Here is a 25,047-nt window from a genome sequence, read left to right as displayed (position 1 = left end):
CTTGGACTTTGCCGGGCGGCCCCTGGCGCATGTCCGAACCACACAACCCCCGCGCCTTCGATCCTCCCCACCTGATTGCTCGGTACATCAGCCCTGATCGAAAGCAGCGCGAAGCCTCTGACGCGGCATCACGCACAGCTGTCCACCGGCTGTCCACCGGAATCCTGCGAATTGCGCGGCTCCAACGACGAGCCGAGCCAAAGCCGCAGGTCAAAAGCCTGGGTTCCCACGCATGCGACGCGGAGTAGAAGCGAGACCTACGCATTGCAATGCGTAGACCGCAAGTGCCCGATTTGCCGCGATCCGAAGGTGGCGAGGAGCAAGAAACCCCAGGTCAGAGGGATGACCTGGGGTTCACCTTGGAGCCGCCTTCGGGATTCGAACCCGAGACCTACGCATTACGAGTGCGTTGCTCTGGCCAACTGAGCTAAGGCGGCGAACGGGGATTAGTCTACACAGCCCGGAGGGGTGCTCCTGCACGCCTTTCGATCACGGCCTGATCACCACCCGCGCGGACCGGCGGTCAGCCCGCGGAGGCCGTGGCCAGCTTGGCGGCGAAGCCGATGAAGAGGGCGGCGACGCCGGTGGTGAGTCCGGCCGAGAGGCGGCGGCGGGAGCGGAAGACGGCGGCGAGGCGGTGGCCCGCGAGGATCAGGGTGGAGAGGTAGAGGAAGCTGAAGACCTGGATCGTGCCGCCGAGGATGGCGAAGGAGAGGGCCGGGCGAGGGTAGGCCGGGTCGACGAACTGCACGAAGAAGGAGAGCAGGAAGAGGATCGCCTTCGGGTTGAGCAGGCTGACGACCAGTGCCCGGCGGAAGGGCGACGCGGTGGTGGCCGACTCCTCGGACGCCGGTTCCGGGGTCTGCGGCGCGGCGGTGGCGTTGCGGTCCCGCCAGAGGGCGTGGGCGGCGTGGAGCATGCCCCAGCCGATCACCAGCAGGTAGGCCGCACCGACCAGCTTGACCGCGTCGAAGACCAGCGGCGTCGCGCGCAGCAGCGAGGCCGCGCCCAGCGAGGTGAGCAGGATCAACGTGGTGTCGCCCACGAAGACGCCCGCCGCCGCGCGATAGCCGGTGGCTATCCCGCTGCGCGCCGCGACGGAGAGCACGTAGAGCGAGTTCGGACCGGGCAGCAGGATGATCAGCAGAGCACCCAGCACGTAGGTGGAGTAGTGGGTCACGCCGAACATGGCAGGCGGCCTTTCGTCGACAGGAAGCGGACGCGTCGAAGAAAGGATCGTCGAGGGCGGTCGCTCCTGACAACCGCCCCGACAGCCGACCGACTGAAACGACCGTTGGACCGCTCAGTGGCAGATCGTGCCCTTCGCCGGGACCTTGCCCTGGAGCAGGTAGGAGTTGACCGCCTCGTCGATGCAGGTGCTGCCCCGCGAGTACGCGGTGTGGCCGTCGCCGTCGTAGGTCAGCAGCGAGCCCGACTCCAGCTGCGCGGCCAGGCCCTGGGCCCAGGCGTAGGGGGTTGCGGGGTCGCGGATGGTGCCCACGACGAGGATCGGCGAGGCGCCCTTGGCGGGGATGACGTGCGGCGCGCCGGTGGCGGGGACGGGCCAGTAGGCGCAGGTCAGACCACCCCAGGCAAGGCTGGTACCGAAGTGCGGGGACGCCTTGTCGTAGAGCGGCTCCTCCTGGCGTACCTGGTCCGGCGTGGTCGCCGACGGCGGCAGGTCGAGGCAGTTGACGGCGGAGTTCGCGTACATCAGGTTGCTGTAGGTGCCGTCCGGGCTGCGCTCGTAGTACTGGTCCGAGAGCGCGAGCAGCGCCTTGCCGTCGCCGTTCTTGATCGCGGCGCTGAGCGCGAGCCGGAGGTCGGGCCACTGTGCCTGGTCGTACATGGCGGAGATCACACCCGTGGTCCCCAGCGCCTCGTCCAGCTGACGGCCCTGGCCGGTCGGCAGCGGGTTGGTGTCGAGCGACTGGAAGAACGCGTCCAGCTTCGCGCCGGCCTGCTGGACGGTACCGGTGCCCAGCGCGCAGCCCGGCCGCTTGACGCAGTCCGCGGCGAAGGCGTCGAAGGCGACCTCGAAGCCGCCCGCCTGCTGGCTGTTCAGCTGGAGCGCGTTCAGGGACGGGTTCATCGCCCCGTCCAGCACCATCGTGCCCACCCGGGACGGGAAGAGCCCCGCGTAGGTCGCGCCGAGGAAGGTGCCGTAGGACTTGCCGAGGTAGTGCAGCTTGGCGTCGCCGAGCAGGGCGCGGAGCACGTCCATGTCGCGGGCGGACTCGACCGTGCTGACGTGGGACAGCAGCTTGCCGGAGTGCGCCTGGCAGGCCTGGGCGAAGCTCTTGTCCGCAGCCACCAGCTTGTCGACGTCGTTCTGGCTGTTCGGGGTCGTGTCGACGGCGGTGAAGGCGTCCATCTGCGGGTCGGACAGGCACTTCACCGGCGAGGAGCGCGCGACGCCGCGCGGATCGACGCCGACGATGTCGTAGGCGGCGCGGACGACCGTCGGGAAGCTCAGCGCCGCGTACTCGGCGTAGTCGACGGCCGAGCCGCCGGGCCCGCCGGGGTTGACCAGCAGCGACCCGATCCGGGGGATGCCCTGGCCGGTCGCCTGCTTGCGCACGGCGGACAGGGTGATGTCGCCGCCGCCCGGGTTCGCGTAGTCCATCGGGACCTTGAAGGTCGTGCACTCGAAGCCGGAGTCGCAGCTGTGCCAGGCGAGGTGCTGACCGTAGTACGGCTGGAGGTTCCCGGGAATCTCGGTGGGCAGCGGCTGGAGCGTGGCGACGGCGCTGCTGCTCGGTGCGGTGTCGGCGGAGGAGGGTCCGCTGGAGGCGGAGGAAGCGCCGCTGCCGCCGGAGCTGCTGGACGCCGGGGCGGAGGAGGTGCAGCCGGTGACGCCGAGCGCTGCCAGGCCGAGGACGGTCAGTGCCGCGACGGCCCTGGACACGCGCGTTCTCTTCATGCTCTCCCCAAGGTGGACGCGGCGATCGGCGCGGGTGATGCCGATCAGGTGGTGCTGCTGTTGCGGACGGTGGTACTGGTGCTGACAGTGCGGTTGGTGCTCGTGAGAATTGTGGTGAGGACGCGTCAGCGGTGCGCGCCGGTGGCGAACTCCTCGGTCAGATAGTTTGCCGCCATTCTGGCCAGACGAAAGCGCTCACGGTCAGGAGAGATGTCGCGGACCACCGCGGAGAGGCGGATCCCGGCGTCGGGCGCACCCAGCAGCGCGGACCGCAGACGATTGGCCTCCGCCTGGGCCGGCAGGTCCCGACGCGCCTGCGCGAGCAGCAGCCGCACGCCGGCGGGGACCGCCGCACCGGACGGATGCGGCAGCGTACCGCCCAGGGCGGCAGCGCCCGCGTAGGCGTCCGGGTGTGCCAGCTCGGCGGCCGCGGCGCAGGAGGAGCCCGCGTCCACGCCCAGCTCGGCCCAGGACCGCGCCCGCGTGGCGACGTGGAACCGTGCGGCCACCGCGCGGCGCAGGGCGGAGTCGTCACCGGCCAGTGCGCAGGGGTCGTCGGGGGCGACCACCACGAAGGGGTTCGCGTGTCCGGCGGCCACCGCGCCGGCCAGACCCTCCCAGATCTCCGCGAGCTCCCCCTCCGGCGCGCGGACGACCAGCGCCTGGAGGCCGACTGTGGCTCCCGTGTGGGCGGTGTACTGCGCCGGCAGCCAGAGCCTGACCTGTCCCGGCACGCCGGTCAGGCTGCCCTGCAGCAGGCGTCCGCCCGAGGGTTCGCCGACCGAGGTCAACGACGCGGCCGGGGCGGCCGGGGCGGCGTGCACGCGGTCCGAGGCGGAGCCCGGGGCCCCCGCTGCGGCCTGAGCACTCGAGCCCGAGGAGGCGTGCGCTGAACCGGCCCGGACGGGCCGGGAGTCGGCGACCGTGCGAGCGTCACCGCCGGCCGCGAGCACACCGCCCGCCAGCGCGCAGGCCAAGGCGAGCGCGGCAGCGCCGGCCCGGAGGGCGACCCCAAGGTAGCGAGGCGTCAACTCGTATACCTGCCCGGCTCGTTCCTCCCGCCATGCGCCGAGCGCACTCCCCGCGAGCCCGACTCCGACCGTCGCCCCGGCAGCGATCAGCGCTGCGCTCCACCACAAGGTCATCCTGACCGGATCCCCCACCGGAGGAACTGTGATCACTCTCCGGGCCATTGCCACCCGAATGAGCGAAGGGAACCGCGCCGACCTGCGCGATTGCAGGCACGCGTGCCTGGGCTCAGCCTGCGCGGAGGGCGACCGTCATGGCCTCGACGGCGAGGAGCGGCGCGACGTTCCGCTCGATCGCCTCGCGGCAGGCCAGCACGGACTCGAGGCGGCGGAGCGTGGCCTCCGGCGTGGACTGGTACGCCAGCCGCTCCACGCTCGCGCGCAGGTCCTCGTTGGACAGCCCGCCGCCGGCACCGCCCGCACTGCCCGCACCGAACTGGACGGCCAGCACGTCCCGGTAGAAGCCCGCGAGATCGAGCAACGCGAGGTCCAGACTGTCGCGCTGGATGCGCGTCGCGCGTCGCTTCTGACGGTCCTCCAGCTCCTTCATCGCGCCCGCCGTGCCTCGCGGCATCCGCCCGCCGACGCCCGCCGCCGCACCCAGCGCGGCACGCAAGTCCTCGGTCTCCTTGGTGTCGACCTCCTCGGCCACCTGCTTGGCCTCAGCCGTCGCGGCGTCCACCAGCGCCTGGGCCCCGGCCAGGCACGCGCCGAGATCCGCCACGACCAGCGGCAGCTTCAGCACCTCCGCGCGACGCGACCGCGCGGCCTCGTCCTGCGCCAGCCGCCGCGCGCGTCCGATGTGCCCCTGCGACGCACGCGCCGCGAACGCCGCGAGCTCAGGCTCCACACCGTCTCGGCGCATCAGCACGTCCGCGACCGCGCCGACCGCAGGCGAGCGCAGCACGAGCAGACGGCAGCGCGAGCGGATCGTCGGCAGCGCGTCCTCGACGCTCGGCGCGCAGAGCAGCCACACCGTGCGCGGCGCAGGCTCCTCGATCGCCTTGAGCAGGACGTTGGCGGCGCCCTCGGTGAGCCGGTCCGAGTCCTCGATGATGATCACCTGCCAGCGCCGACCGGCCGGCGACATCGACGCGTTGCGGACCAGCTCGCGCGTCTCCTTCACGCCGATGCTGAGCCCGTCCGTGCGCACGGTGTTGACGTCGGCGTGGCTGCCGATCAGCGCGGTGTGGCAACCGTCGCAGAAGCCGCAGCCGGGCACGCCGCCCAGGTCGATGTCGGGTGACGTGCACTGCAGCGACGCCGCGAAGGCACGCGCGGCGGTGGACCGTCCCGAGCCGGGCGGGCCGGTGAACAGCCAGGCATGCGTCATCCCCGACGCCTTCGTGTCCTCCCCTGCCACGACTGCGCGCGCACCCCGGGCGGCGGAGACCAGCTGCTCCACCACCTGGTCCTGGCCGACCAGGTCGTCCCACACGCTCACGTCACGCCGCCGCTCTCTGTATTTCGGACCCCTCGTGCATGTCCGATGCCCGGGATCCTTGGGACGTGCGCTGTCGCCCTGACGCGCGCAGACCCGCCGGGCTCTGTCTCTCTCACGCTCCCGGCAGCCTAGCCGTCGGCACTGACAGCCGACGGCCGCCGCGTCAGCTCCGCTTGCCGGGTCCGGGTTCGCGACCGCCCTCCTCATCCGGGCGACCGGGCTGTTCCGGGTGCTCGGCGTGCCAATGGGCCCATTCCTCGCGAGTACCGAGCAGCTGGTCGGTGAGGGTGGGGAGATCGTCGAGCGGTGTCTCCTCGGCCCAGTCGTAGCGGCCCCCCGCAGCCGGGGTGTCGGCGGCGTCCGGCGCGGCGGCGGGGACGACCGGGATCTGGGCGGTGGGCGCCTCGGCCCCTGGCCGGCCCGGCTCCGGCCGGAACAGCCAGTCGGGAACCTTGTCCTGGACGCTCTCCGCGTTGCGCGGCGCGGCCTCACGCCAGGAACGCGGCAGTGGCGGCTGGTCGATCGGCGGGACGACCGGCATGACCGTCGTCTCGTCCATGGGAGTCGTGGCCGTGGGAGAAATGGCCTTGGGACTCGTGGCCTTGGGACTCGTGGGCTCGGCTGCGGCCTTGCGCGGTGTCCGGGTCCGACGCGCCTTCGGCAGCTCGGGTTCGGCCGCGGGAGTGCCGACCACCGGGGGCTGCGCCGGGAACGGCGGCAGCACCATCGTCTCCTCGGCAGACGCGGAGGGCGCGGAGGGCGCGGAGGGCGCCGTGGGCGTGGTGGATCCCGTGGGCGCTGCCGGATCGGCGGCCTTCGCCGCCTGCGCCCGAGCCGCCCGAGCCTTGCGCCCACGTGCCAGCGGGGAGCCTGCCGTGTCGGTCCCCTCGGCAGCCTTGACCTCGGCTTCAACCTCGGCTGCACGCCCAGCCTCAGCCACGACGGGCATGACGGCCGTCGCCTCCGCTGAGCTGCTGGCACTGGCCTCGGCTTCAACCTCGGCTCCACGCCCAGCCTCAGCCACGACGGGCATGACCGCCGTGGCCTCTGCCGAGCTGCCGGCACTGGCTTCGGTCCGGGCCTCGGCTACGCCGTCGGACGCGGTATCGCTCGCCGCGGTGGACGCCGTGGCCTCGACCGCGTCTCCGCTTCCGTCGCCGTGAGGTGCGGCGTCGGCATGGCCGGCCGCGTTACCGCCGTCGGGCTCCTCCCCGACGAGCGGGAGAACGGCCGTCTCGTCCGCGGCTATGTGGCCGGGCGCGGGGTCCGTCGTCGGCTCGTGCGGTCCGGGCTGGGCCTCGGCGCTGTCCACCGGATCGGTCGCGGCGGCCTCCGCCGCGACGCGGGACTCCTCGGCGCGGCGCAGGGCTTCCTCCGCGCGGCGGCGTTCCTCCGCGCGCTTCTCGGCGCGCTGGCGCTCCAACTCGGCGAGCCGCGCAGCCTCAGCCAGCGCGGCAGCGTGCGCGGCCTCCTCGGCGCGGCGACGCTCCGCCTCCTCGTTCGCACGACGGGCCGCCTCCGCCTCGGCCTGACGGCGGGCGGCCTCGGCGGCCTGCCGCGCCACCTCTGCGGCGCGGCGGTCCTCCTCGGCCTGGCGGGCCTTCTCCGCTTCTTCGGCTTCGAGCCGGAGCCGCTCCAGCGTCTCCTGGCGTTCGCGCTCGGCGCGCTCCTCCTCCGCCTTGCGGCGGGCCTCCTCCTCGATCCGTCGCGCCTCGGCCTCGCGGGCGAGCCGCTCCTGCTCGGCCAGCGCCGCCTTCTCCTGCTCGGAGAGCGGCAGCTCGCGGTCGAGCCGGTGCCGGATCGCCGTCGTGACGGCATGCGGGGGCTGGCCGGCGTCGACGACCAGGTAGCGCGCGGGATCGGCGGCCGCGAGGGCCAGGAACCCGGCCCGCACCCGCTGGTGGAAGACCTCCGGTTCGGACTCCAGCCGGTCCGGGGCCTCGGTGAAGCGCTCCCGCGCCGCCGAGGGGGCGACGTCGAGCAGCACGGTGAGATCCGGGACCAGGCCGTCGGTCGCCCAGCGGTTGAGCCGCGCGATCTCAGCGCCCGCGAGGTCGCGGCCCGCGCCCTGGTAGGCGACGGACGAGTCCGAGTAGCGGTCCGTGATCACGACCGCGCCGCGCTCCAGCGCCGGGCGGATCACCGAGTCGACGTGCTCGGCCCGGTCCGCCGCGTACATCAGCGCCTCGGCACGGTGCGAGATGCCGGTGTTGCCGACGTCCAGCAGCATCGCCCGCAACCGCTGGCCGACCGCGCTGCCACCGGGCTCACGGGTCAGCACCACCTCGTGGCCCTTGCTGCGGATCCACTCCGCCAGCGCCTGGGCCTGCGTGGACTTGCCCGCGCCGTCGCCGCCCTCCAGGGCGATGAAGAAGCCCGTGCCCGCCCGGTGCGCGGAAGGCTGCGCGCCGCCGCGCAGGGCGTCCCAGACGTCGCGCGGCAGCGGCGCGACGCCCTTGCGGTCGTCCGCGCGCAGCAGGGTCACGACGCCCGCCAGGACCAGCAGCAGCCCGGCGACCGAGACCGCGAGGCCCGCACCGCCGTGGTCGAAGGTCAGCGTGGTCCCGCCGAACTGCTCAGGACCGAAGGCCGCGCCGATCAGCGGCCCGGCGATCAGCGCGAGGGCGACGGAGACACGCAGCATGGCGTGAAGGTGCTCGTCGACGCGAGGCAGCCGCGCCTCCTCCGTCTCGAGCGCGAGCAGCGCCCGGGCCGTGCGGAAGGCGACGCCGCCCGCGATGCCCGCCAGCACGAAGAGCACAAGGGCGAGGACGTAGTCGCGGACCAGGCCGCCAAGCACCAGTGCCAGCCCGGACGTGGCCATGGCCAGCGGCAGCAGCCGACGTCGGCTCAGCGTCGGCAGCACGCTGCGGCTGACCCGGAGGCCGAGCGGCAGACCGGCGGTCAGCGCAAGCACGAGCAGTCCGTAGCCGATCTCGCCAGCCAGCAGGTCGAACGCGTGCACGAAGGCGACCGACACGGCTGCGGCGACCGCGGCGACGGTGGAGCAGGCCGCGAAGCTGAACGTCAGCGAGGAGCCAGTGCGGCCGCGGGCGCCCAGGCCCGGGGTGACGTCGGCGGGAGCGCGCAGGTTCGTCAGCGGGGAGCGCGGCTCGAAGCGCCGAACTCCCTCCCCGCCCCCGGCCTCGGGCAGCTCCTGACCGAAGGAGAGCACGCCGGCGGCGACGAAGAGCGCGGCAGCGCCGAAGCCCGCGAGCGCGAGCGGGTGGGCGGCCAGCCAGGCGATGCCCTGGCCGATTCCCTGGTTCAGCAGCGTCAGCAGGACCAGCGCGAGCGCGCCGTACGGGACGGCGGCGTAGCTGGTCCACAGGTCGATGTGGCGCAGGACCGGCCGCTGGTCGACCGGCGGGTGGCCGGGCGCCGCGATGGGCAGCAGCGACTCGACGAAGGACTCACGGGTGACGGTGACCACACGTTCGAGTGCCGCGGAGACGAAGACGGTGACGAGCAGCCAGATCCAGGCTTTACTGCCGATCCAGGTGACCCAGAACACGGAGCAGCCGATCAGCCCGGCGCGGAGCGCCTCCGTGCCGAGAAGCAGCCGGCGTCGGTCCAGACGCTGCGTCAGCTGCGCGAGCGGGGCGAGCAGCACGGCGCCGAGCAGCAGCGTGCCGGCCAGCCGCGCCCCGAAGGCGGCGGCGATGCCGAGCAGCATGCCGGAGTATCCGCCGCCCAGCGCCTGGGCGCCCACGACGGCGAGGACGGTCAGCCCGAGCAGCGTCAGCAGCGCGAGGCGGTCCCCCAACGTGCCGGTCGCCTGCGCGCGCCAGGCACGGCGGTAGCCGCGCACACGCAGCAGGGCGCGTGCGCGCTCCGTCAGGCTGACGCCGACGGACGGCGTGCTGGGGCTTTCCGGGGCCTCACTGCTGGGCTCCTGCGACTCGGCGCTCATGCGGCCAGCCTAACCGGAGCCTCGGACCGCGGATGCGGCCTCGGCCTGGTTCATGACACGCCTGTGACCTACCGCTCACCAAGGCGGGCGAGCCAGTTGCATCTCCAGGGGCGCGGGGCTCTGCTCGATGAACTGCGTGCGCGAGGAACCACCCTCCCCCAGCCTTCGGCCGGGAGGTGCCCCCGTGCCGATGGCCCTGCGCGTTTGGGGACTCACCACATCGGTGGCTTGTCGCGCATGCAGTCAATCGAGCAGAGCCCCGCGCCCCCGGAGAGGCAACCGGCTGTCTGTGCAGAAGCCCGCGCCCCTTGAGGTGCAACTACTTCTTGGCGGCAGCCTTCTTCGCCGGAGCCTTCTTGGCGGCAGCCTTCTTCGCCGGAGCCTTTTTGGCCGGGGCCTTCTTCGCTGCCGTCTTCTTCGCCGGGCCCTTCGCGCGCTTCTCCGCGAGCAGCTCGAAGCCGCGCTCCGGGGTGATCTCCTCGACGGAGTCGTCCCGGCGGAGCGTCGCATTGGTCTCACCGTCGGTGACGTACGGGCCGAAGCGGCCGTCCTTCACCACGACCGGCTTCTCGCTCACCGGGTCCACGCCGAGTTCCTTCAGCGGCGGCTTCGCCGCAGCGCGGCCGCGTGCCTTGGGCTGGGCGTAGATCGCCAGCGCCTCCTCGAGGGTCACCGAGAACATCTGGTCCTCGGTCTCGAGCGAGCGCGAGTCCGTGCCCTTCTTGAGGTACGGGCCGTAGCGGCCGTTCTGCGCGGTGATCTCGACGCCCTCGGCATCCGCGCCGACGACGCGCGGCAGACCGAAGATCTTGAGCGCGTCCTCCAGCGTCACCGTGTCCAGCGACATCGAACTCAGCAGCGAGCCGGTCCGCGGCTTGACGGCGTTCTTGCCGGTCTTCGGCGTGCCCTCGGGGAGGATCTCGGTGAAGTACGGGCCGTAGCGGCCGTCCTTGGCCACGACCGCATTGCCGGTCACCGGGTCGTTGCCCAGCTCGCGCTCGCCGCTCGGCTTCGCCAGCAGCTCCTCGGCCAGCTCGACGGTCAGCTCGTCCGGCGCCAGCTCGTCCGGGATGTCCGCGCGCTGCTCACCTCGCTCGACATACGGGCCGTAGCGGCCGACGCGCAGCACGATGTCCGAGTCGGCCAGCGGGAACGAGCTGATCTCGCGGGCGTCGATGGCCCCGAGGTCGGTGACGAGCTCCTTCAGGCCGCCCAGGTGGTCGCCGTCGCCGTTGCCCGCGTCCGCCGCGGACGACGCCGAGGCCTGGACCTCGCCCGCGCCGAAGTAGAAGCGGCGCAGCCACGGCACTGACTCCGCCTCGCCGCGTGCGATCGCGTCGAGGTCGTCCTCCATCTTGGCGGTGAAGTTGTAGTCGACCAGGCGGCCGAAGTGCTCCTCCAGCAGCCGGACCACGGCCAGCGCCAGGAAGGAGGGGACCAGCGCGGTGCCCTTCTTGAAGACGTAGCGGCGCGCGATGATCGTGTCGATGATCGCGGCATAGGTCGACGGGCGGCCGATCTCGCGGTCTTCCAGCTCCTTGACCAGCGAGGCCTCGGTGTAGCGGGCCGGAGGCTTGGTCGCGTGACCGTCGGGGTTGATCTCCTCGGCCGTCACGCCGTCGCCCTCGGCGACCTGCGGCAGCCGGCGCTCGCGGTCGTCCAGCTCGGCGTCCGGGTCGTCGCGGCCCTCGACGTAGGCCTTGAGGAAGCCGTGGAAGGTGATGATCTTGCCGGAGGCGGAGAACTCGGCGTCCCGGCCGTCGGCGGAGGCGCCGCCCACCTTGACGGTGACGGACTGCCCGACGGCGTCCTTCATCTGGGAGGCGACGGTCCGCATCCAGATCAGCTCGTAGAGCTTGAACTCGTCGCCGGAGAGGCGGGTCTCGGCCGGGGTGCGGAAGCGGTCGCCGGAGGGACGGATCGCCTCGTGCGCCTCCTGGGCGTTCTTGACCTTGCCCTGGTAGACGCGCGGCGCGTCCGGCAGGTACTCGCGGCCGTAGAGCTGCTCGACCTGCGCCCGGGCGGCGTTGACGGCCGTCTCCGAGAGCGTGGTCGAGTCGGTACGCATATAGGTGATGAAGCCGTTCTCGTACAGGCGCTGCGCCACGTCCATCGCCCGCTTGGCGCCGAAGCCGAGCTTGCGGCTGGCCTCCTGCTGAAGCGTGGTGGTGCGGAACGGCGCGTACGGGGAGCGGCGGTACGGCTTGGACTCGACGCTGCGGACCTGGAAGTCGGTGTCGGCGAGCGCGGCGGCCAGCGTGCGGGAGGCCTCCTCGTTCAGGTGCAGCACCTGCCCGGCAGAGCCCGAGCCGGCCTTGAGCTGCCCGACCGAGTCGAAGTCGCGGCCGGTCGCGACGCGGCGGCCGTCGACGGAGCTGAGGCGGGCGCCGAAGGTGCCCGGGTCGCCGGCGGCGGCGGCCTTGCCGGAGACCGCGTCGGCGGTGGCGAAGACGGCGGTCAGGTCCCAGTACGAGGCGGAGCGGAACGCCATCCGCTCGCGCTCGCGCTCGACGACGAGGCGCGTCGCGACGGACTGGACGCGGCCCGCCGACAGCTTCGGCATGACCTTCTTCCACAGCACCGGGGAGACCTCGTAGCCGTAGAGGCGGTCGAGGATGCGGCGCGTCTCCTGGGCGTCGACCAGGCGCTTGTTCAGCTCCCTGGGGTTGCGCACGGCCTCCTGGATCGCGTCCTTGGTGATCTCGTGGAAGACCATCCGGTGCACCGGCACCTTCGGGCGCAGCACTTCCTGCAGGTGCCAGGCGATCGCCTCGCCCTCGCGGTCCTCATCGGTGGCGAGGAAGAGTTCGTCGGCGTCCTTGAGGAGCGACTTGAGCTTGGAGACCTGGGCCTTCTTGTCCTGATTCACCACGTAGATCGGCTCGAAGTCGTGCTCCACGTCGATGCCGAGCCGCCGGACCTCGCCGGTGTAGCCCTCGGGAACCTCGGCCGCCGTGCCGGGCAGGTCGCGGATATGTCCGACGCTGGCCTCGACCACATATCCAGGGCCCAGATAACCCTTGATCGTCTTCGCCTTGGCCGGCGACTCGACGATCACGAGTCGCCGTCCTTCGCGTGCGGTCTCGCTGGTCGGGGACACCTTCGCTCTTCTCTCCCGGTCGAGTGGGGTGGTCGTCACAGCTCGCGGCGACACGGCCCTGAGTAACAGTCCTGAATACGGTCCTGAATGCGGAGTGTGACCGCATCCCAGTGCCCCTTGTCAAACGGACGGATCCCGACATGTCACTGACGGGGGTCCTCCGCTGTCACTCGAACGGTAACCCGAAGGGCTCGGTTCCCGCTGTTCGGGACGGGGTCGTACGTGGTCACACGGATGCGCGAGCAAGTCCGCCGACGCTGGCAGGGACGGGCCGGACAAGCCGGATCATAGGACCGGCCGCGAGGCCCGCGACGCAGAACCTGATCCTTTCGGCGTGTCTCTGCCCATCCGGACGCACGGCCATGCACCCATCTGATAGGACCAGCGGTCACAGGATGCCAGCCGGGGCCGATCGGACCTGGTGAATCGGTCGGATCGGGTTCGCGTGCGCGTGCGGCCGCTCGTGTGGGCTCGGGCCGCCGGATCAGAGCGCGGCTGCGAGCAGCATCACACCGCAGGCGGCGAAGGCCAGCCCGAGGCAGAGCCAGAACAGGTCGCTGCGCCCCTGCGGCGTCCCGTCCAGGACGACCAGCGTCGGCTGCGCCGGGTCGTAGGAGACCGGGACCAGCGCGTCGACCGCGAGGGTCGGCACCCTGCGGATGGACGTCCAGCCACGGGGACGGGTGACGACCTCGCCGTGGCCCTCGACCTGGAAGCTGAGCAGCGGTGCGGTGTCCGCGTGGTCACCGGCCTCGTCGGGGTCGACGACCACACGGGCCATCCCGTTCACGCCAACACGCCGCAGGGTGCGCCGAGCGCGCACCTCTGCAGCGCACCACCACAGCACCGCGCCGCCGAACAGGGAAAACCACGCCCCCGTGAACAGACCAAGTGGAGTCCCCACGTTCGCCCCGCCCCCGCCGGCTCTGCCGCTCTGATGATCGATCAAGTGATCGGTTGCGGGCCTCAGATTTCCAGCGCGGCGGCAACGTACGGCCTACGGCATCAGTCGCGAAGGCAAACGTGCGGTGAACGCCGAAGGCGGGGCGGCAGGACGCCCCGCCGGCGACCCACGACGGATCAGAGCGGCAGCAGGAATCCCTGTTCGACCAGCAGCCGGATCTGCTCGGGCGCACGGTCACGGAGTACGACCGGGTCCTCGTCCAGCAGCTGCGCGATCGCATCGAGGATGTCGCCCGCGCTCAGCGTGCCGTCGGAGACCCCGACGAATCCGGCGCCGACCGTGTCCACCTTGGTCGCCCGGCGCATGCCCCGGTTCTGACGCAGAATCACATGCTCCGGGTCCTCCGCGCCCGGCGCGCCGACCTGCTCCTGGACGACCTCGTCCGCCAGTTGGTAGCGCGCGGCGAGCAGACCGGCATCGTCCTGGGCGCGCAGGAAGTCCTGGCGCGCGAACCACTGCTCGGTCACCGGTCCGAGCGGCTGCTCGACCGCGTGCGGCCACTCCTCCGCGACGACGACCGGCTTGGCGCCCTGCGCGCCCTCCGGCAGGCGGCGGATCGTGATCCAGCCGAAGCCGACGCCCTCGACCTTCGCCGCCTCGAACGCGTCCAGCCAGTCCGCGTAGCGCTGCTCGTAGGCCTCGCGCGGGCCGAGATGGTCACCGCCGTCGCGCAGCCACAGCTCCGCGTAGGTCGTCACGTCCTGGACGTCGCGCTGGACGATCCACGCGTCGCAGCCGGTTCCGGCCAGCCAGGAGGCGACGCGGTCCCGCCAGTCCTCGCCGCGCACGTGCTGCCAGTTGGCCAGCAGTTGGCAGTAGCCGCCGGGTTCGAGGTGCGCGCCCGCCTGGGTGACCAGGCTGCGGCAGAGGTCGTCGCCGGCCATGCCGCCGTCACGGTAGGTGAAGCGCTCCCCCGGTGAGATCACGAACGGTGGGTTGGAGACGATGAGGTCGAACACCTCACCCTCCTGGAGCGGCTCGAAGAGGCTTCCCTCGCGGACCTCGACGCGGTCGCCGAGGCCGGAGAGTTCTGCACTCAGGCGTGTGAAGTGCAGAGCTCGCGGGTTGACGTCCGTGGCCACGACCCGGCCCGCGTGACGGGCTGCGTGCAGGGCCTGGATCCCGGATCCGGTGCCGAGGTCCAGCGCGCGACGGACCGGACGGCGGACGGCGATGTTGGCGAGCGTCGTCGACGCCCCACCGACGCCGAGCACGAGCTCGCCGCGCGGCACGCCCTGGTCCGTGGCGGCCCCCGAGCCGATGCCCCCGGCGCCACCGACGGCGCAGCCCAGGTCGGAGACGATCCACGCCTCGGCGGCGGCCTGCTCACCTGCGATGTCGTTGGCGTAGGGCCGGATGTCGACGGTCGCGCGCACGTCGCTCTCCGGCGTCCGCACCAGCCAGCCGTCGGCGAGCGCCTCCTCGACCGGCAGGGCCGCGGCGGCGGCGGGATACGACACGGCCCGCTGGAGCAGGAAGAGACGCACCAGCGTCTGCAGCGCGCCCACCCCCGTCGTGGCCCGCAACGCGGGCACGCTCTCGCTCCGCGCGAGCGCGGCGTATGCGGCGGCGCCAAGGAGTTCGAGGCAGCCGTCGGCGGTGTAGTCGGCGTCGAGGAACGCCTCGCGCAGCCGCGCGATCCGCGCCGGCTCGAGCGTGGGCAGAGCGAAACCGGGGCGGACCTCGGCGACACGATCTGCCTGGACGGAGGCGGAAGTCGCGCTGGACGGAGTGGAAGCGGCGGAGCTGTTCACCCGCTCATTCTCTCCGAGTCCGCCCCTCCACCACCTGATGGGCACGAGCAACCCCACCCCCGGCTTCCCCGACCAGCCACGGGGCCGGCCGCGGGACCGGCCACCGGACGCGCTCACGCGCGATGACGTGGCAGCGGCGGCGGCCGCGGCCCGTGGCTCTGCGCCGCGCCGACGCCCGGTCCTCGGCTCCCGCTCTGGTCCGCCCACGCTCCGTACGTACCGGCTTGACCAGGCCTGAGTCGGCTCCGGAGTCGTGTCCCGACCGGCCACACACTGGGCCTCGGCCGGGTCCTCCCCCGCGGATGTCTGCCCGATCCTCGGCTCTCAACGCCGGTACCCGGCACGCGGCTCCCGGGCCCCCGGCTCCGGGTTCGTCCGTCGCATCGGCCGAGCTCCTGCCGCGCGGCGTCGCCTCCGCAGCGCCTGGCCGGAGCCGGAGCACCGGCCGCAGCCGTCCGAGGTCAGTGGCCGGTGGCAAGCGGCTCGCCGCTCGCGGCTAGTGGCCGGAACCGGACGGCTTCGGCGAAGCCGAGGTGTGCGGCTTGGACGAGGCCTTCGCCGAGGTGGAGGACGAGGCCGACGGCGCCGAGGACGTCGAGTCGCCCGCCGACGGAGTCGGTGTGCCGGAAGGCGCGGCGCAGCCGGGCTGGCGCTTGAGCGCCGCTCCCAGCTCTCCGGTCTGGAGCTTCTGCAGTGCGCTCGACGAGAGCGTCGAAAGCTGCTGGACCTGGTCGGAGATGCCTCGCAGGGACGCCGCGAAGCGAGCCTGGTCGGTGACCGAGAGACCCCTCACCGTCGCCTGCACCTTGGTGTACCCGCCGGCGGCCTGGTTCAGCTCACTGACCGCCTCCGCCTGGGTCTGTGCACCGTCGGTCGTCTGCGGCGCGCCCGCCGCCTGGACAGCCTGGGCGATCTGCTGGTTGCCGGCGGCCAGCTTGCCCAAGTCGGCGGAGAGTCGCGTCTGCAGCGCGGCCGGACTCTCACCCGAGATGATCTTCCCCGTGTCGTCCTGGGCCGCCTGTACTGCCTGGATCGGGGCAGCGACACCGCCGCACACGCTCTTGGCCCAGGAGTCCAACTGCGCCGTGCTGTCACTGCCGCTGCACGCGGCCGCGCCCAGCGCGACGACCACCGTCACCGCGGCCACAGTCGCCCCGCGGCCTCCGCGCCGACGCTCCATCGACCGATCCGTCCAGTTCACCGGGTCCCCTTCCCACGCTTCGAACCCAGCTTGGGAACCTACACGCTCGCCCCTTTCCGCCGCACAGTTGTCCCGATACCGTGCCGACCAGCCGGTACGTCCATCAGCATCTGTCATGAACCACCAGGAGGGCCGAATGCCCCGCGCTCACGTCAACGGACTCGAGCTCGAGTACGAGACCTTCGGAGACCCCGCGCGGCCGACGCTGCTCCTGATCATGGGCCTGGGCGCGCAGCTCACTGCGTGGGACGAGCGGCTCTGCCGCCAGCTCGCCGACCACGGTTTCCGCGTCGTCCGCTACGACAACCGCGACTCGGGCCTGTCCAGCCACCTGGACGACGGACCGCAGCCGGACCTGGGAGCCGTCCTTGGCGGAGACCCCGCCAGTGCGCCGTACCTGCTCGCGGATCTGGCCAGGGACGCCATCGGCCTGCTCGGCGCGCTGGGCGTCGACCGGGCCCACATCGTCGGGGCCTCGATGGGCGGGATGATCGCGCAGCAGTTGGCGATCGACAGTCCGGAGCGCGTGCTCAGCCTCTGCTCGATCATGTCCCGCCCGGGTGACCCGGAGAGCGGACTTTCCACACCGGACGCCACCCGAGTGCTGATGCGGCCTCGCGCCGACGGGCGCGAGGCCGCGATCGAGGCAGGCATGGTCGCGTCACGCGTGATCGGCTCGCCCGACTACCCGCGCGACGACGAGGAGTTGCGCGCCTACGTCGCCGCGTCGTACGACCGCAGCAGCCGCGCCGACGGGTTCGCCCGCCAGCTCACCGCCATCCTCGCCTCCCCGGATCGGACGCCGGGGCTCAAGGAGGTGGCGGTCCCGACGCTGGTCGTACACGGCGAGGCCGACCCGCTGGTGGACGTGAGCGGCGGTCACGCGACGGCCGCGGCCGTGCCGGGCGCCAAACTGCTGACGCTGCCCGGCATGGGCCACGACCTGCCGCGTGCGCTCTGGCCCCGGATCATTCCTGCGATCGCCACCAACGCCCATGCGGGCGGCGGCCGGCGAATGTCGGACGACCCCGTGACCTCCCCTCAGTGACCTGAGCCAGTGAGCTGAACCGGTGAGCTGAGCCAGGGACGGGCACGGGAACGCGGCGGAGGACGGGGACGGGATCGGCGGGGTTCAGCGGGTCGCCGAGGCCACCCCCTGTCCCTGCTCCGGGATCGTCGCGCCCGCTGCACTCGCCTCGGCCGCCGGCTCCGCCCCCACCGCGATGCCGCGACGCTTCGAGACCCAGACCGCGCCGACCACCACGGCCAGGCAGAGCACCGCGATGCCCACCCGCAACGGGGTGTTGGCGTGCGCGCCGAAACCGAGCTTGACGATCGCGGGGGCGATCAGCAGCGAGACCAGGTTCATGACCTTGAGCAGCGGGTTGATGGCCGGTCCCGCGGTGTCCTTGAACGGATCGCCGACGGTGTCGCCGATGACGGTCGCGGCGTGTGCCTCGCTGCCCTTGCCGCCGTGGTGGCCGTCCTCGACCAGCTTCTTGGCGTTGTCCCAGGCGCCGCCGGAGTTGGACAGGAAGACCGCCATCAGCGTGCCGGTGGCGATCGCGCCGGCCAGGTACGAGCCGAGTGGGCCGACGCCGAGCAGGAATCCCACGGCGATCGGTGCGAGGACGGCGAGCAGGCCGGGCGTGGCCAGTTCGCGCAGCGCGTCGCGGGTGCAGATGTCGACGACCCGCCCGTAGTCCGGGGTCTCGCTGCCGTCCATGATCCCGGGCTTGGTCCGGAACTGCTCGCGCACCTCGTAGACCACGGCGCCGGCCGAGCGGGAGACCGCGTTGATGGCCAGACCGGAGAACAGGAACACGACGGCCGCGCCGAGCAGCAGCCCGACCAGGTTGTTGGGCTGGGAGATGTCCAGGCTCAGACTCAACCCGTGGGCGGCGGAGCCGATCTGGGCCTCGGCGGTGCTGATGGCGTCCGTGAAGGAGCCGAACAGGGCCGTCGCGGCGAGGACGGCGGTGGCGATGGCGATGCCCTTGGTGATCGCCTTGGTGGTGTTGCCGACCGCGTCCAGTTCCGTCAGGACCTGGGCGCCTGCCCCGGTGACGTCACCCGACATCTCGGCGATGCCCTGGGCGTTGTCGGAGACGGGCCCGAACGTGTCCATCGCGACGATGACGCCGACGGTCGTCAGCAGCCCCGTACCGGCGAGCGCGACGGCGAAGAGCGACAGCATTAGCGAACCGCCGCCGAGCAGGAACACCCCGTAGACGGCCGCGCCGATCAGGACCGCCGAGTAGACCGCCGACTCCAGGCCGACGGAGATGCCGGAGAGGATGACGGTGGCCGCACCGGTGAGCGAGGTCTTTCCGATGTCCCGCACCGGGCGCCGGTTCGTCTCGGTGAAGTAGCCGGTCAGCTGCTGGATCGCGGCTGCCAGCACGATGCCGATCGCGACGGCGACGAGGGCGAAGACGCGCGGATTGCCGCTGTGCGAGGAGATCGCGGTGGAGACCCCCTTGAGGGCCGAGAAGCTGCCCGGCAGGAAGGCGAAGACGGCCACGGCGACCAGTGCCAGCGAGACGACCGCGGAGATGAAGAAACCGCGGTTGATCGCCGTCATGCCGGAGCGGTCGCCGCTGCGCGGCGAGACGGCGTAGATCCCGAGGACGGCGGTGACCACGCCGATCGCCGGCACCAGCAGCGGGAAGGCGAGACCGACGTCGCCGAAGGCGCTCACGCCCAGGATCAGCGCGGCGACGAGCGTGACGGCGTAGGACTCGAACAGGTCGGCGGCCATCCCGGCGCAGTCGCCGACGTTGTCGCCGACGTTGTCGGCGATGGTCGCGGCGTTGCGCGGATCGTCCTCGGGGATGCCCTGCTCGACCTTGCCGACCAGGTCGGCGCCGACGTCGGCGGCCTTCGTGAAGATCCCGCCGCCCACGCGCATGAACATCGCGAGCAGCGCGGCCCCGAAGCCGAAGCCCTCCAGCACCTTGGGGGCGTTCTCCTTGTAGATCAGGACGACGACCGAGGCCCCGAGCAGGCCGAGGCCGACGGTGAACATGCCGACGACGCCGCCGGTACGGAAGGCGATCCGCATGGCCCGGTGGGAGACCGCGCGGACGTCGGGGGCCTCGCCCTCCGCCCCCGCGACCGGCGTAGCGGCCCGTGCGGCGGCGGCCACGCGGACGTTGCTACGCACGGCGAGCCGCATGCCGACGTAGCCGGTCACGGCGGAGAAGGCCGCGCCGACCAGGAAGAAGAGGGAACGCCCGATCCGCTGCGACCAGCTGTCGGCGGGCAGCAGCAGGAGCAGGCACGGCACGAGCACGGCGAAGACGGAGAGAGTGCGGAACTGGCGCGCGAGGTAGGCGTTGGCGCCCTCCTGCACGGCGGCGGCGATCTGCTTCATGGTGTCCGTGCCCTGGTCCGCTGCCAGTACCTGACGGACCAGCAACCACGCGACACCAAGCGCGGCTACGGCGACGACGGCGACAATGACGACCACGACCCGGTCCGAACCGGTGAGCACGGCGGTCACCCCTGATGGAGCGCCGGAGAGGTAGAGCCCGGCCATTCGTCCTCCTTGACGTCTGGCTCGTGCGCCGGGCGGGTTCCCCGCGTCATGGGACCCGGGGAGGCGCGGACCGCTCGGCAGCGCGGGCAAGGTGGCAGGCGGCGATTGTAGGAATCGGGCGCATGATCAAAACAGGGTATGTGCGGCAATTGGTACAGGCGGCACGTGATGTGACGGAATATTCGATCGGGACGCCCGAGCGGCACGTCACTACCGGAGGCGGGTGGGATCCACCGTTGCCCTGCCGGACGTCATCGAGGGGGACGTCGCCTCGTCCCGCGGGAGGGGCAGAGGAGGGGCGGCGAGGGTGCGGCGGAGATGCGCGCAGCACGCGAGGCTCGCCGTCGGCGTGGGCGCCTGCGTGTGCACCTCCGCAGGTCGGCGGCGCACGCCGAATGGGCGCGTCGGATGCGCGCGTCAGAGCGCACGGCTGAAGCTCGCGTGAAGCGCACCGCGGGGTACGCCGAGAGTGGGCGGGCCGGGATGGCCGGGCCGCCCTGCTCCGTGTCCAATGTGCCGCGAGGCGGCGTCCGTCCGCCCCGCCACGTCGGGCGGGGCCGGATCGGGCTGGGGCCTGTCCGGCCCTAGTTCAGGTGCTCCGCCGGATCGGCGACCGGCCAGCTCATGCGGATCAGGCCGCCGTCCTCGTCATGGCCGATGACCAGGTCGTCGACCAGGCCGCTGATGACGGCCAGGCCCATGGTGTCGTCGTTGCCATGGTCGCCGTTGCCGTTCCCCTGGCCGTTGGCGCCCGCATGGGCGTTGGCGGCATGGGTGAGTGCGTCGGCGCCGCTGCTGTCGGCGTGCGAGGTGGCGGGCGTCGGCACGCCGTCGCCGACCTCGATCAGGAAGCGCTTCTCCTGCTGGACCAGCTTGACCCTGACCGGGTGCGAGACTCCGTTGCGCACGTGCAGGCCCACGGCCCGCGAGCATGCTTCGCCCACGGCGAGGCGGACCTCGTCGAGAACGGACTCGTCCACCCCGGCCTGTCGTGCGACCGCCGCGGCGACCAGCCGCGCCGTGCGCACGTGCGCCGGGAGCGCGCTGAAGCGCAGTTCGACGGTGGCCATATGCGTCCCCCTCGAAAGGTTCAAGTTTTCGGACCGGTCCCGGGAGCGGCGGTCGCGCGGATTTGCGGACCTGTTGTCCGCTCTACCGCGCCGACCGCTCCCGGGCGCACCACCGCTCAGTCGTTGGCGGCGACGGCCTCGTCCACGGAGCCGTGGATGGGGAACACCTTCGTCAGTCCGGTGATCCGGAAAATTTTGAGGATGCGCTCCTGGTTGCAGACCAGACGAAGCGAACCCTCATGGGCGCGTACCCGCTTGAGCCCGCCGACGAGCACGCCCAACCCGGTCGAGTCCAGGAAGTCCACACCTTCCATGTCCACGATCAGGTGGTAGTGACCCTCATTGACGAGCTCGACGAGCTGCTCGCGCAGCTTCGGGGCGGTGTACACATCGATCTCGCCCCCCACGTCGACGACCGTGCGGTCGCCGACGGAACGGGTCGACAGGGACAGGTCCACGGAACCTCCAGCACCTTGCCTTGCTTCCATGCCGATGGCGGGGCCCTGGCCCCGTTGCACGGCCGCGATGGCATTCAACCACTTATCGCGAGGCCAGCACGACGCCTTGGGGCGAATCTCCATCGCTGTGATGACAGACTTGAAGCTGATGACGCCGCACCCGGACCCGCCCGAGGCCGCTCTCGACCGCCTCGTGGGCACCCGGGGGCGGCAAGATCGGCTCACCCATACGGAGCACATTCCCGCCCGGCCCGCCCAGTATGCGGACTGGCCGACCGGCCTTCGGACAGAGGTGCTGGACGCGGTCGCCGCCGCCGGCATCGCCCGGCCGTGGTCGCACCAGGCCGAAGCCGCGAATCTGGCGATAAGCGGACAGAATGTGGTGATCGCCACAGGCACCGCCTCGGGCAAGTCGCTGGCGTACCTCGCCCCGGTGTTGAGCGCCCTGCTCGACGGCACCGAGGCCAAGAACGGACGTGGCGCCACCGGGCTCTACCTGGCCCCGACGAAGGCGCTCGCCGCCGACCAGTTGCGCAGGCTCGGCGAACTGCGCACCGCCGCGGGGCCCGACTCGCCGCTGTCGCGGATCCGCGCGGCCGGGTACGACGGCGATACTCCATTCGAGGAACGGGAGTGGGTTCGGCAGTACGCCTCGTACGTGCTGACCAACCCCGACATGCTGCACCGCGGCATCCTGCCCGGCCACGCGCGCTGGGCATCGTTCCTGCGCGCCCTGCGATTCGTCGTCATCGACGAGTGCCACAGCTACCGGGGGGTCTTCGGCTCGCATGTCGCACAGGTGCTGCGGCGGCTGCGGCGGCTGTGTGCCCGCTACGGCGCGAACCCCGTCTTCCTGCTGGCCTCGGCGACGGTGGCTGATCCGGGGCAGAGCGCGGCGCGGCTCACCGGGCTGCCGGTCGCGGAGGTGACCGAGGACGGCTCGCCGCGCGGCGCGACTGTCTTCGCGCTCTGGGAGCCGCCGCTGACCGAGCTGTCCGGCGAGCACGGCGCCCCGGTGCGTCGCTCGGCTACCGCCGAGGCGGCGGACCTGCTGACCGATCTGGTGCTGGACCGCACTCGCACTGTGGTCTTCGTCCGCTCGCGGCGCGGCGCGGAGCTGGTCTCCGTGATCGCCCAGGAGCGGCTGGCAGAGGCCGCCGGGCACGCGGCGGCGCGCAGGGTCGCGGCGTACCGGGGCGGCTACCTGCCCGAGGAGCGGCGCGCGCTGGAGCGTGCCCTGCACTCCGGAGCGCTGCTCGGCCTGGCCTCGACCAGCGCGCTGGAGCTCGGCGTCGACGTGGCCGGGCTGGACGCGGTGCTGCTGGCCGGCTACCCCGGCACCCGCGCATCGCTGTGGCAGCAGGCGGGCCGGGCAGGCCGGGAGGGACAGGGTGCGCTGGCCGTCCTGATCGCCCGCGACGACCCGCTGGACACCTACCTGGTGCACCACCCCGACTCGCTCTTCCGCCAGCCCGTGGAGTCGACGGTGCTGGACCCGGACAACCCGCACGTGCTCGCGCCCCATCTGTGCGCGGCCGCCGCGGAGCTACCCCTCACCGAGCCCGAGGACCTGGAGCTCTTCGGCCCTTCGGCGCCCTTGCTCCTGCCGCAGCTGGAGCGGCGCGGGATGCTGCGGCGGCGCGGGGACAAGACCTGGTTCTGGACTCGCAGAGAGCGCGCGGCGGACCTGGTGGACATCCGCGGCGAGGGCGGCACGCCGATCCGCGTCGTCGAGGCGGACACCGGACGGCTGCTCGGCACGGTCGACGCCGGCTCCGCGCACACCTCCGTCCACACGGGTGCGGTCCACCTGCACCAGGGCCGCACCTACCTGGTCCGCGAACTGGACCTGGAGGAGTCGGTGGCCCTGGTCGCCGAGGCCGACCCGTCCTACAGCACCGTCGCCCGCGACACGACTGCCATCACGGTGCTGGGAACGGACCGCGAGGTCGCCTGGGGGGAGGCGCGGCTGAGCTTCGGCTCGGTGGAAGTGACCAACCAGGTCGTCTCCTTCCTCAAGCGGCGGCTGCTCACCGGCGAGATCCTCGGCGAGACCAAACTGGACCTGCCGCCCCGCACCCTGCGGACCCGCGCGGTGTGGTGGTCGGTGACAGAGGATCAACTGGAGGACGCGGGCCTGCTCCCCGAGGAGCTGCCGGGCGCCGCGCACGCGGCTGAGCACGCCTCGATCGGCCTCCTCCCGCTCTTCGCGACCTGCGACCGCTGGGACATCGGCGGCGTCTCGGTGCCCCTGCACCCGGACACCGGCCTGCCCACGGTCTTCGTCTACGACGGCCACTCGGGCGGCGCCGGCTTCGCCGAACGCGGCTTCCAGCGCGCCCGCGAGTGGCTCTCCGCCACGCTGGAGGCGATCACCGCCTGCGAGTGCGAGCGCGGCTGCCCGTCCTGCATCCAGAGCCCGAAATGCGGCAACGGCAACGACCCCCTGGACAAGCCCGGTGCGATCCGCCTGCTGACCCTCCTGCTGGCAGGTGCCCCGGAAGCCGACGACGTGCCCGGAGGGCTCACATCGGGGCCGTGACCGGGCCGGCGCGGGATCGGGCTCGGGCCGGAGGAAGGCCGGGGACGAGGCCGCCCGGGGCGGGAACGGTGACTTCGACCTCGACGCTGTCCTCGGAGGCATCGGCGCGGATGATGCAGGCGCGAAGTGTGGCGCCCTGCGCAGAGGCGATGGACGCCGCGTGGGCGCAGGCCTCCCCCGGGTCGAGCAACAGCCGTCCCGCCGCCGCGAGTGCGGCGAGGTCGGCGGCCGACTCGGCCCGGTGCCGGGCCGCCACGGCGCCGGCGACTCCCAGCGCCGCCGTGGCCGCGAGCGTGACGAGCAGGAGCAGGCCGACGAGCCAGACCGTCGCCGACCCGGCGTCAGTTCGCTTCCGGTCGCCACTCATGGCCGGGCCCCGGGCTCGCCCGGTTCGCGCTCGGCCACTGCGGTGGCGGCGACCCGGACGGAGAGCAGACCGCCAGGCCCGCCACTGACCGCCGAGACCTCGGCCCGGACCAGGTCGCCGCCCGTGCTCACCGAGACCGAGGCCCCCGGCGGGGCCGCAGCCTGGCCGAGCGCGACGGCCTGCGGGTCACCCCGCGCGGCCGCTCGTGCGGCCTCACGCGCGGCGTCCACGCAGCGCACCTGGGCCGAACCGACCAGCACGGCCCACAACAGCAGCGCGGTGACCAGGACCAACGCGGGCAGTGCGACCGCCGCCTCGGCGGTCGCGTACCCGGCCTCGCGCTGGGCGCGCTCAGACGGCACCGAGGGCTCGCCTGATCAGGCCCTGAAGGGCCGAAGAGACGGCCCCGCTGGTGACCACCTTGTAAAGCAGCGCGGCGAAGCCGCAAGCCGCGACCGTACCGACGGCGTACTCGGCCGTCGTCATGCCCGCGTCCGGGGCCAAGCGTCGCAGCCGGCAGCGGACGACATGGGCGCCGTGCAGGATCCAGACCTGCGCCACGCAGAGAAGCAGCGAGAGCGTGGCCCGGGGACGCCGCAGGCAGAGCACCACGAAGCGGATGTGCCCCATCGGGGTGCTCGGGGGAGGGGTGCTCTTGGGCGGCGGCGTGCGGGTTGCGGACGTGGGCATGGGCATGGGGTTCCTCCATGTCTGGGGCAGGAATCAGGGCTGTGCAGGATTC

The 25,047-nt window shown here is 72.4% G+C and carries 17 protein-coding genes and 1 tRNA gene; 2 read left to right on the top strand and 16 right to left on the bottom strand.

What is annotated here, in order from left to right; all coding sequences use genetic code 11:
- Positions 1 to 360 precede the first annotated feature (360 nt).
- The 10 genes from ABIA32_RS28110 to ABIA32_RS28065 form a co-directional block, all read right to left on the bottom strand.
- Positions 361 to 437: transfer RNA gene (locus ABIA32_RS28110), tRNA-Thr, on the bottom strand.
- 86 nt (positions 438 to 523) lie between these two features.
- On the bottom strand, positions 524 to 1,189 hold the full coding sequence (gene leuE, locus ABIA32_RS28105; protein WP_370101282.1) for a leucine efflux protein LeuE: 666 nt from the start codon (positions 1,187 to 1,189) through the stop codon (positions 524 to 526).
- 114 nt (positions 1,190 to 1,303) lie between these two features.
- On the bottom strand, positions 1,304 to 2,923 hold the full coding sequence (locus ABIA32_RS28100) for an alpha/beta hydrolase (protein ID WP_370101279.1): 1,620 nt from the start codon (positions 2,921 to 2,923) through the stop codon (positions 1,304 to 1,306).
- A gap of 125 nt (positions 2,924 to 3,048) precedes the next feature.
- Entirely contained in the window at positions 3,049 to 4,068 is a 1,020-nt protein-coding gene (locus ABIA32_RS28095) for a hypothetical protein (protein ID WP_370101276.1), read from the bottom strand.
- 112 nt (positions 4,069 to 4,180) lie between these two features.
- Positions 4,181 to 5,395: a DNA polymerase III subunit delta' gene (locus ABIA32_RS28090; RefSeq protein WP_370101274.1), complete on the bottom strand. Its 1,215-nt coding sequence runs from the start codon at positions 5,393 to 5,395 to the stop codon at positions 4,181 to 4,183.
- Between the two features lie 163 nt (positions 5,396 to 5,558).
- Positions 5,559 to 9,308 (bottom strand): dTMP kinase, encoded by a 3,750-nt coding sequence (tmk, locus tag ABIA32_RS28085; RefSeq protein ID WP_370101271.1) that lies wholly within the window; start codon positions 9,306 to 9,308, stop codon positions 5,559 to 5,561.
- A 319-nt stretch (positions 9,309 to 9,627) separates the two neighbouring features.
- Positions 9,628 to 12,408 carry a type I DNA topoisomerase gene (topA, locus tag ABIA32_RS28080; protein ID WP_370101269.1) on the bottom strand — a complete coding sequence of 927 codons (2,781 nt, stop codon included), beginning with the start codon at positions 12,406 to 12,408 and terminating at the stop codon, positions 9,628 to 9,630.
- A gap of 484 nt (positions 12,409 to 12,892) precedes the next feature.
- On the bottom strand, positions 12,893 to 13,312 hold the full coding sequence (locus ABIA32_RS28075; protein WP_370101266.1) for a DUF3592 domain-containing protein: 420 nt from the start codon (positions 13,310 to 13,312) through the stop codon (positions 12,893 to 12,895).
- 176 nt (positions 13,313 to 13,488) lie between these two features.
- Positions 13,489 to 15,036, bottom strand: a complete 1,548-nt coding sequence (locus tag ABIA32_RS28070) for a methyltransferase (protein WP_370101297.1) — start codon at positions 15,034 to 15,036, stop codon at positions 13,489 to 13,491.
- A gap of 586 nt (positions 15,037 to 15,622) precedes the next feature.
- Complete coding sequence (locus ABIA32_RS28065) at positions 15,623 to 16,327, bottom strand: hypothetical protein (RefSeq protein WP_370101264.1); 705 nt, start codon at positions 16,325 to 16,327, stop codon at positions 15,623 to 15,625.
- Between the two features lie 136 nt (positions 16,328 to 16,463).
- On the opposite strand from ABIA32_RS28065, the gene ABIA32_RS28060 reads away from it, so the two are divergent.
- Positions 16,464 to 17,375: an alpha/beta fold hydrolase gene (locus ABIA32_RS28060; RefSeq protein ID WP_370101261.1), complete on the top strand. Its 912-nt coding sequence runs from the start codon at positions 16,464 to 16,466 to the stop codon at positions 17,373 to 17,375.
- Between the two features lie 84 nt (positions 17,376 to 17,459).
- Here ABIA32_RS28060 and ABIA32_RS28055 read toward each other — a convergent pair whose 3' ends face one another.
- The 3 genes from ABIA32_RS28055 to ABIA32_RS28045 all read right to left on the bottom strand — a co-directional run bounded on the left by ABIA32_RS28055 (position 17,460) and on the right by ABIA32_RS28045 (position 21,396).
- Entirely contained in the window at positions 17,460 to 19,868 is a 2,409-nt protein-coding gene (locus tag ABIA32_RS28055; RefSeq protein WP_370101258.1) for a sodium-translocating pyrophosphatase, read from the bottom strand.
- Between the two features lie 584 nt (positions 19,869 to 20,452).
- Positions 20,453 to 20,938 carry an ATP-binding protein gene (locus ABIA32_RS28050; protein ID WP_370101255.1) on the bottom strand — a complete coding sequence of 162 codons (486 nt, stop codon included), beginning with the start codon at positions 20,936 to 20,938 and terminating at the stop codon, positions 20,453 to 20,455.
- Positions 20,939 to 21,054: 116 nt separating this feature from the next.
- The gene (locus tag ABIA32_RS28045) at positions 21,055 to 21,396 is read right to left on the bottom strand and encodes an STAS domain-containing protein (protein WP_037602057.1); all 342 of its coding nucleotides are present in this window, start codon (positions 21,394 to 21,396) and stop codon (positions 21,055 to 21,057) included.
- 130 nt (positions 21,397 to 21,526) lie between these two features.
- On the opposite strand from ABIA32_RS28045, the gene ABIA32_RS28040 reads away from it, so the two are divergent.
- On the top strand, positions 21,527 to 23,938 hold the full coding sequence (locus ABIA32_RS28040) for a DEAD/DEAH box helicase (RefSeq protein ID WP_370101252.1): 2,412 nt from the start codon (positions 21,527 to 21,529) through the stop codon (positions 23,936 to 23,938).
- Here the strand turns inward: ABIA32_RS28040 and ABIA32_RS28035 are convergent.
- From ABIA32_RS28035 to ABIA32_RS28025, 3 genes are read right to left on the bottom strand one after another with little or no spacing between them, the layout of a single operon-like run.
- Positions 23,922 to 24,305, bottom strand: a complete 384-nt coding sequence (locus ABIA32_RS28035; RefSeq protein ID WP_370101249.1) for an Rv3654c family TadE-like protein — start codon at positions 24,303 to 24,305, stop codon at positions 23,922 to 23,924. The genes ABIA32_RS28040 and ABIA32_RS28035 overlap by 17 nt on opposite strands.
- Complete coding sequence (locus tag ABIA32_RS28030) at positions 24,302 to 24,667, bottom strand: TadE family type IV pilus minor pilin (protein WP_370101246.1); 366 nt, start codon at positions 24,665 to 24,667, stop codon at positions 24,302 to 24,304. Before ABIA32_RS28030 ends, ABIA32_RS28035 begins: the two co-directional genes overlap by 4 nt.
- Positions 24,657 to 24,935 carry a DUF4244 domain-containing protein gene (locus ABIA32_RS28025; protein WP_370101294.1) on the bottom strand — a complete coding sequence of 93 codons (279 nt, stop codon included), beginning with the start codon at positions 24,933 to 24,935 and terminating at the stop codon, positions 24,657 to 24,659. Before ABIA32_RS28025 ends, ABIA32_RS28030 begins: the two co-directional genes overlap by 11 nt.
- Positions 24,936 to 25,047: the final 112 nt, after the last annotated feature.

Origin of the sequence: Streptacidiphilus sp. MAP12-20 (assembly GCF_041262525.1) — a bacterium.
In the GTDB taxonomy this organism is placed as follows: Bacteria; Actinomycetota; Actinomycetes; order Streptomycetales; family Streptomycetaceae; genus Streptacidiphilus.
Note: the sequence above shows the minus strand (reverse complement) of the source record. Positions and strands in the feature narration are given on the sequence as shown.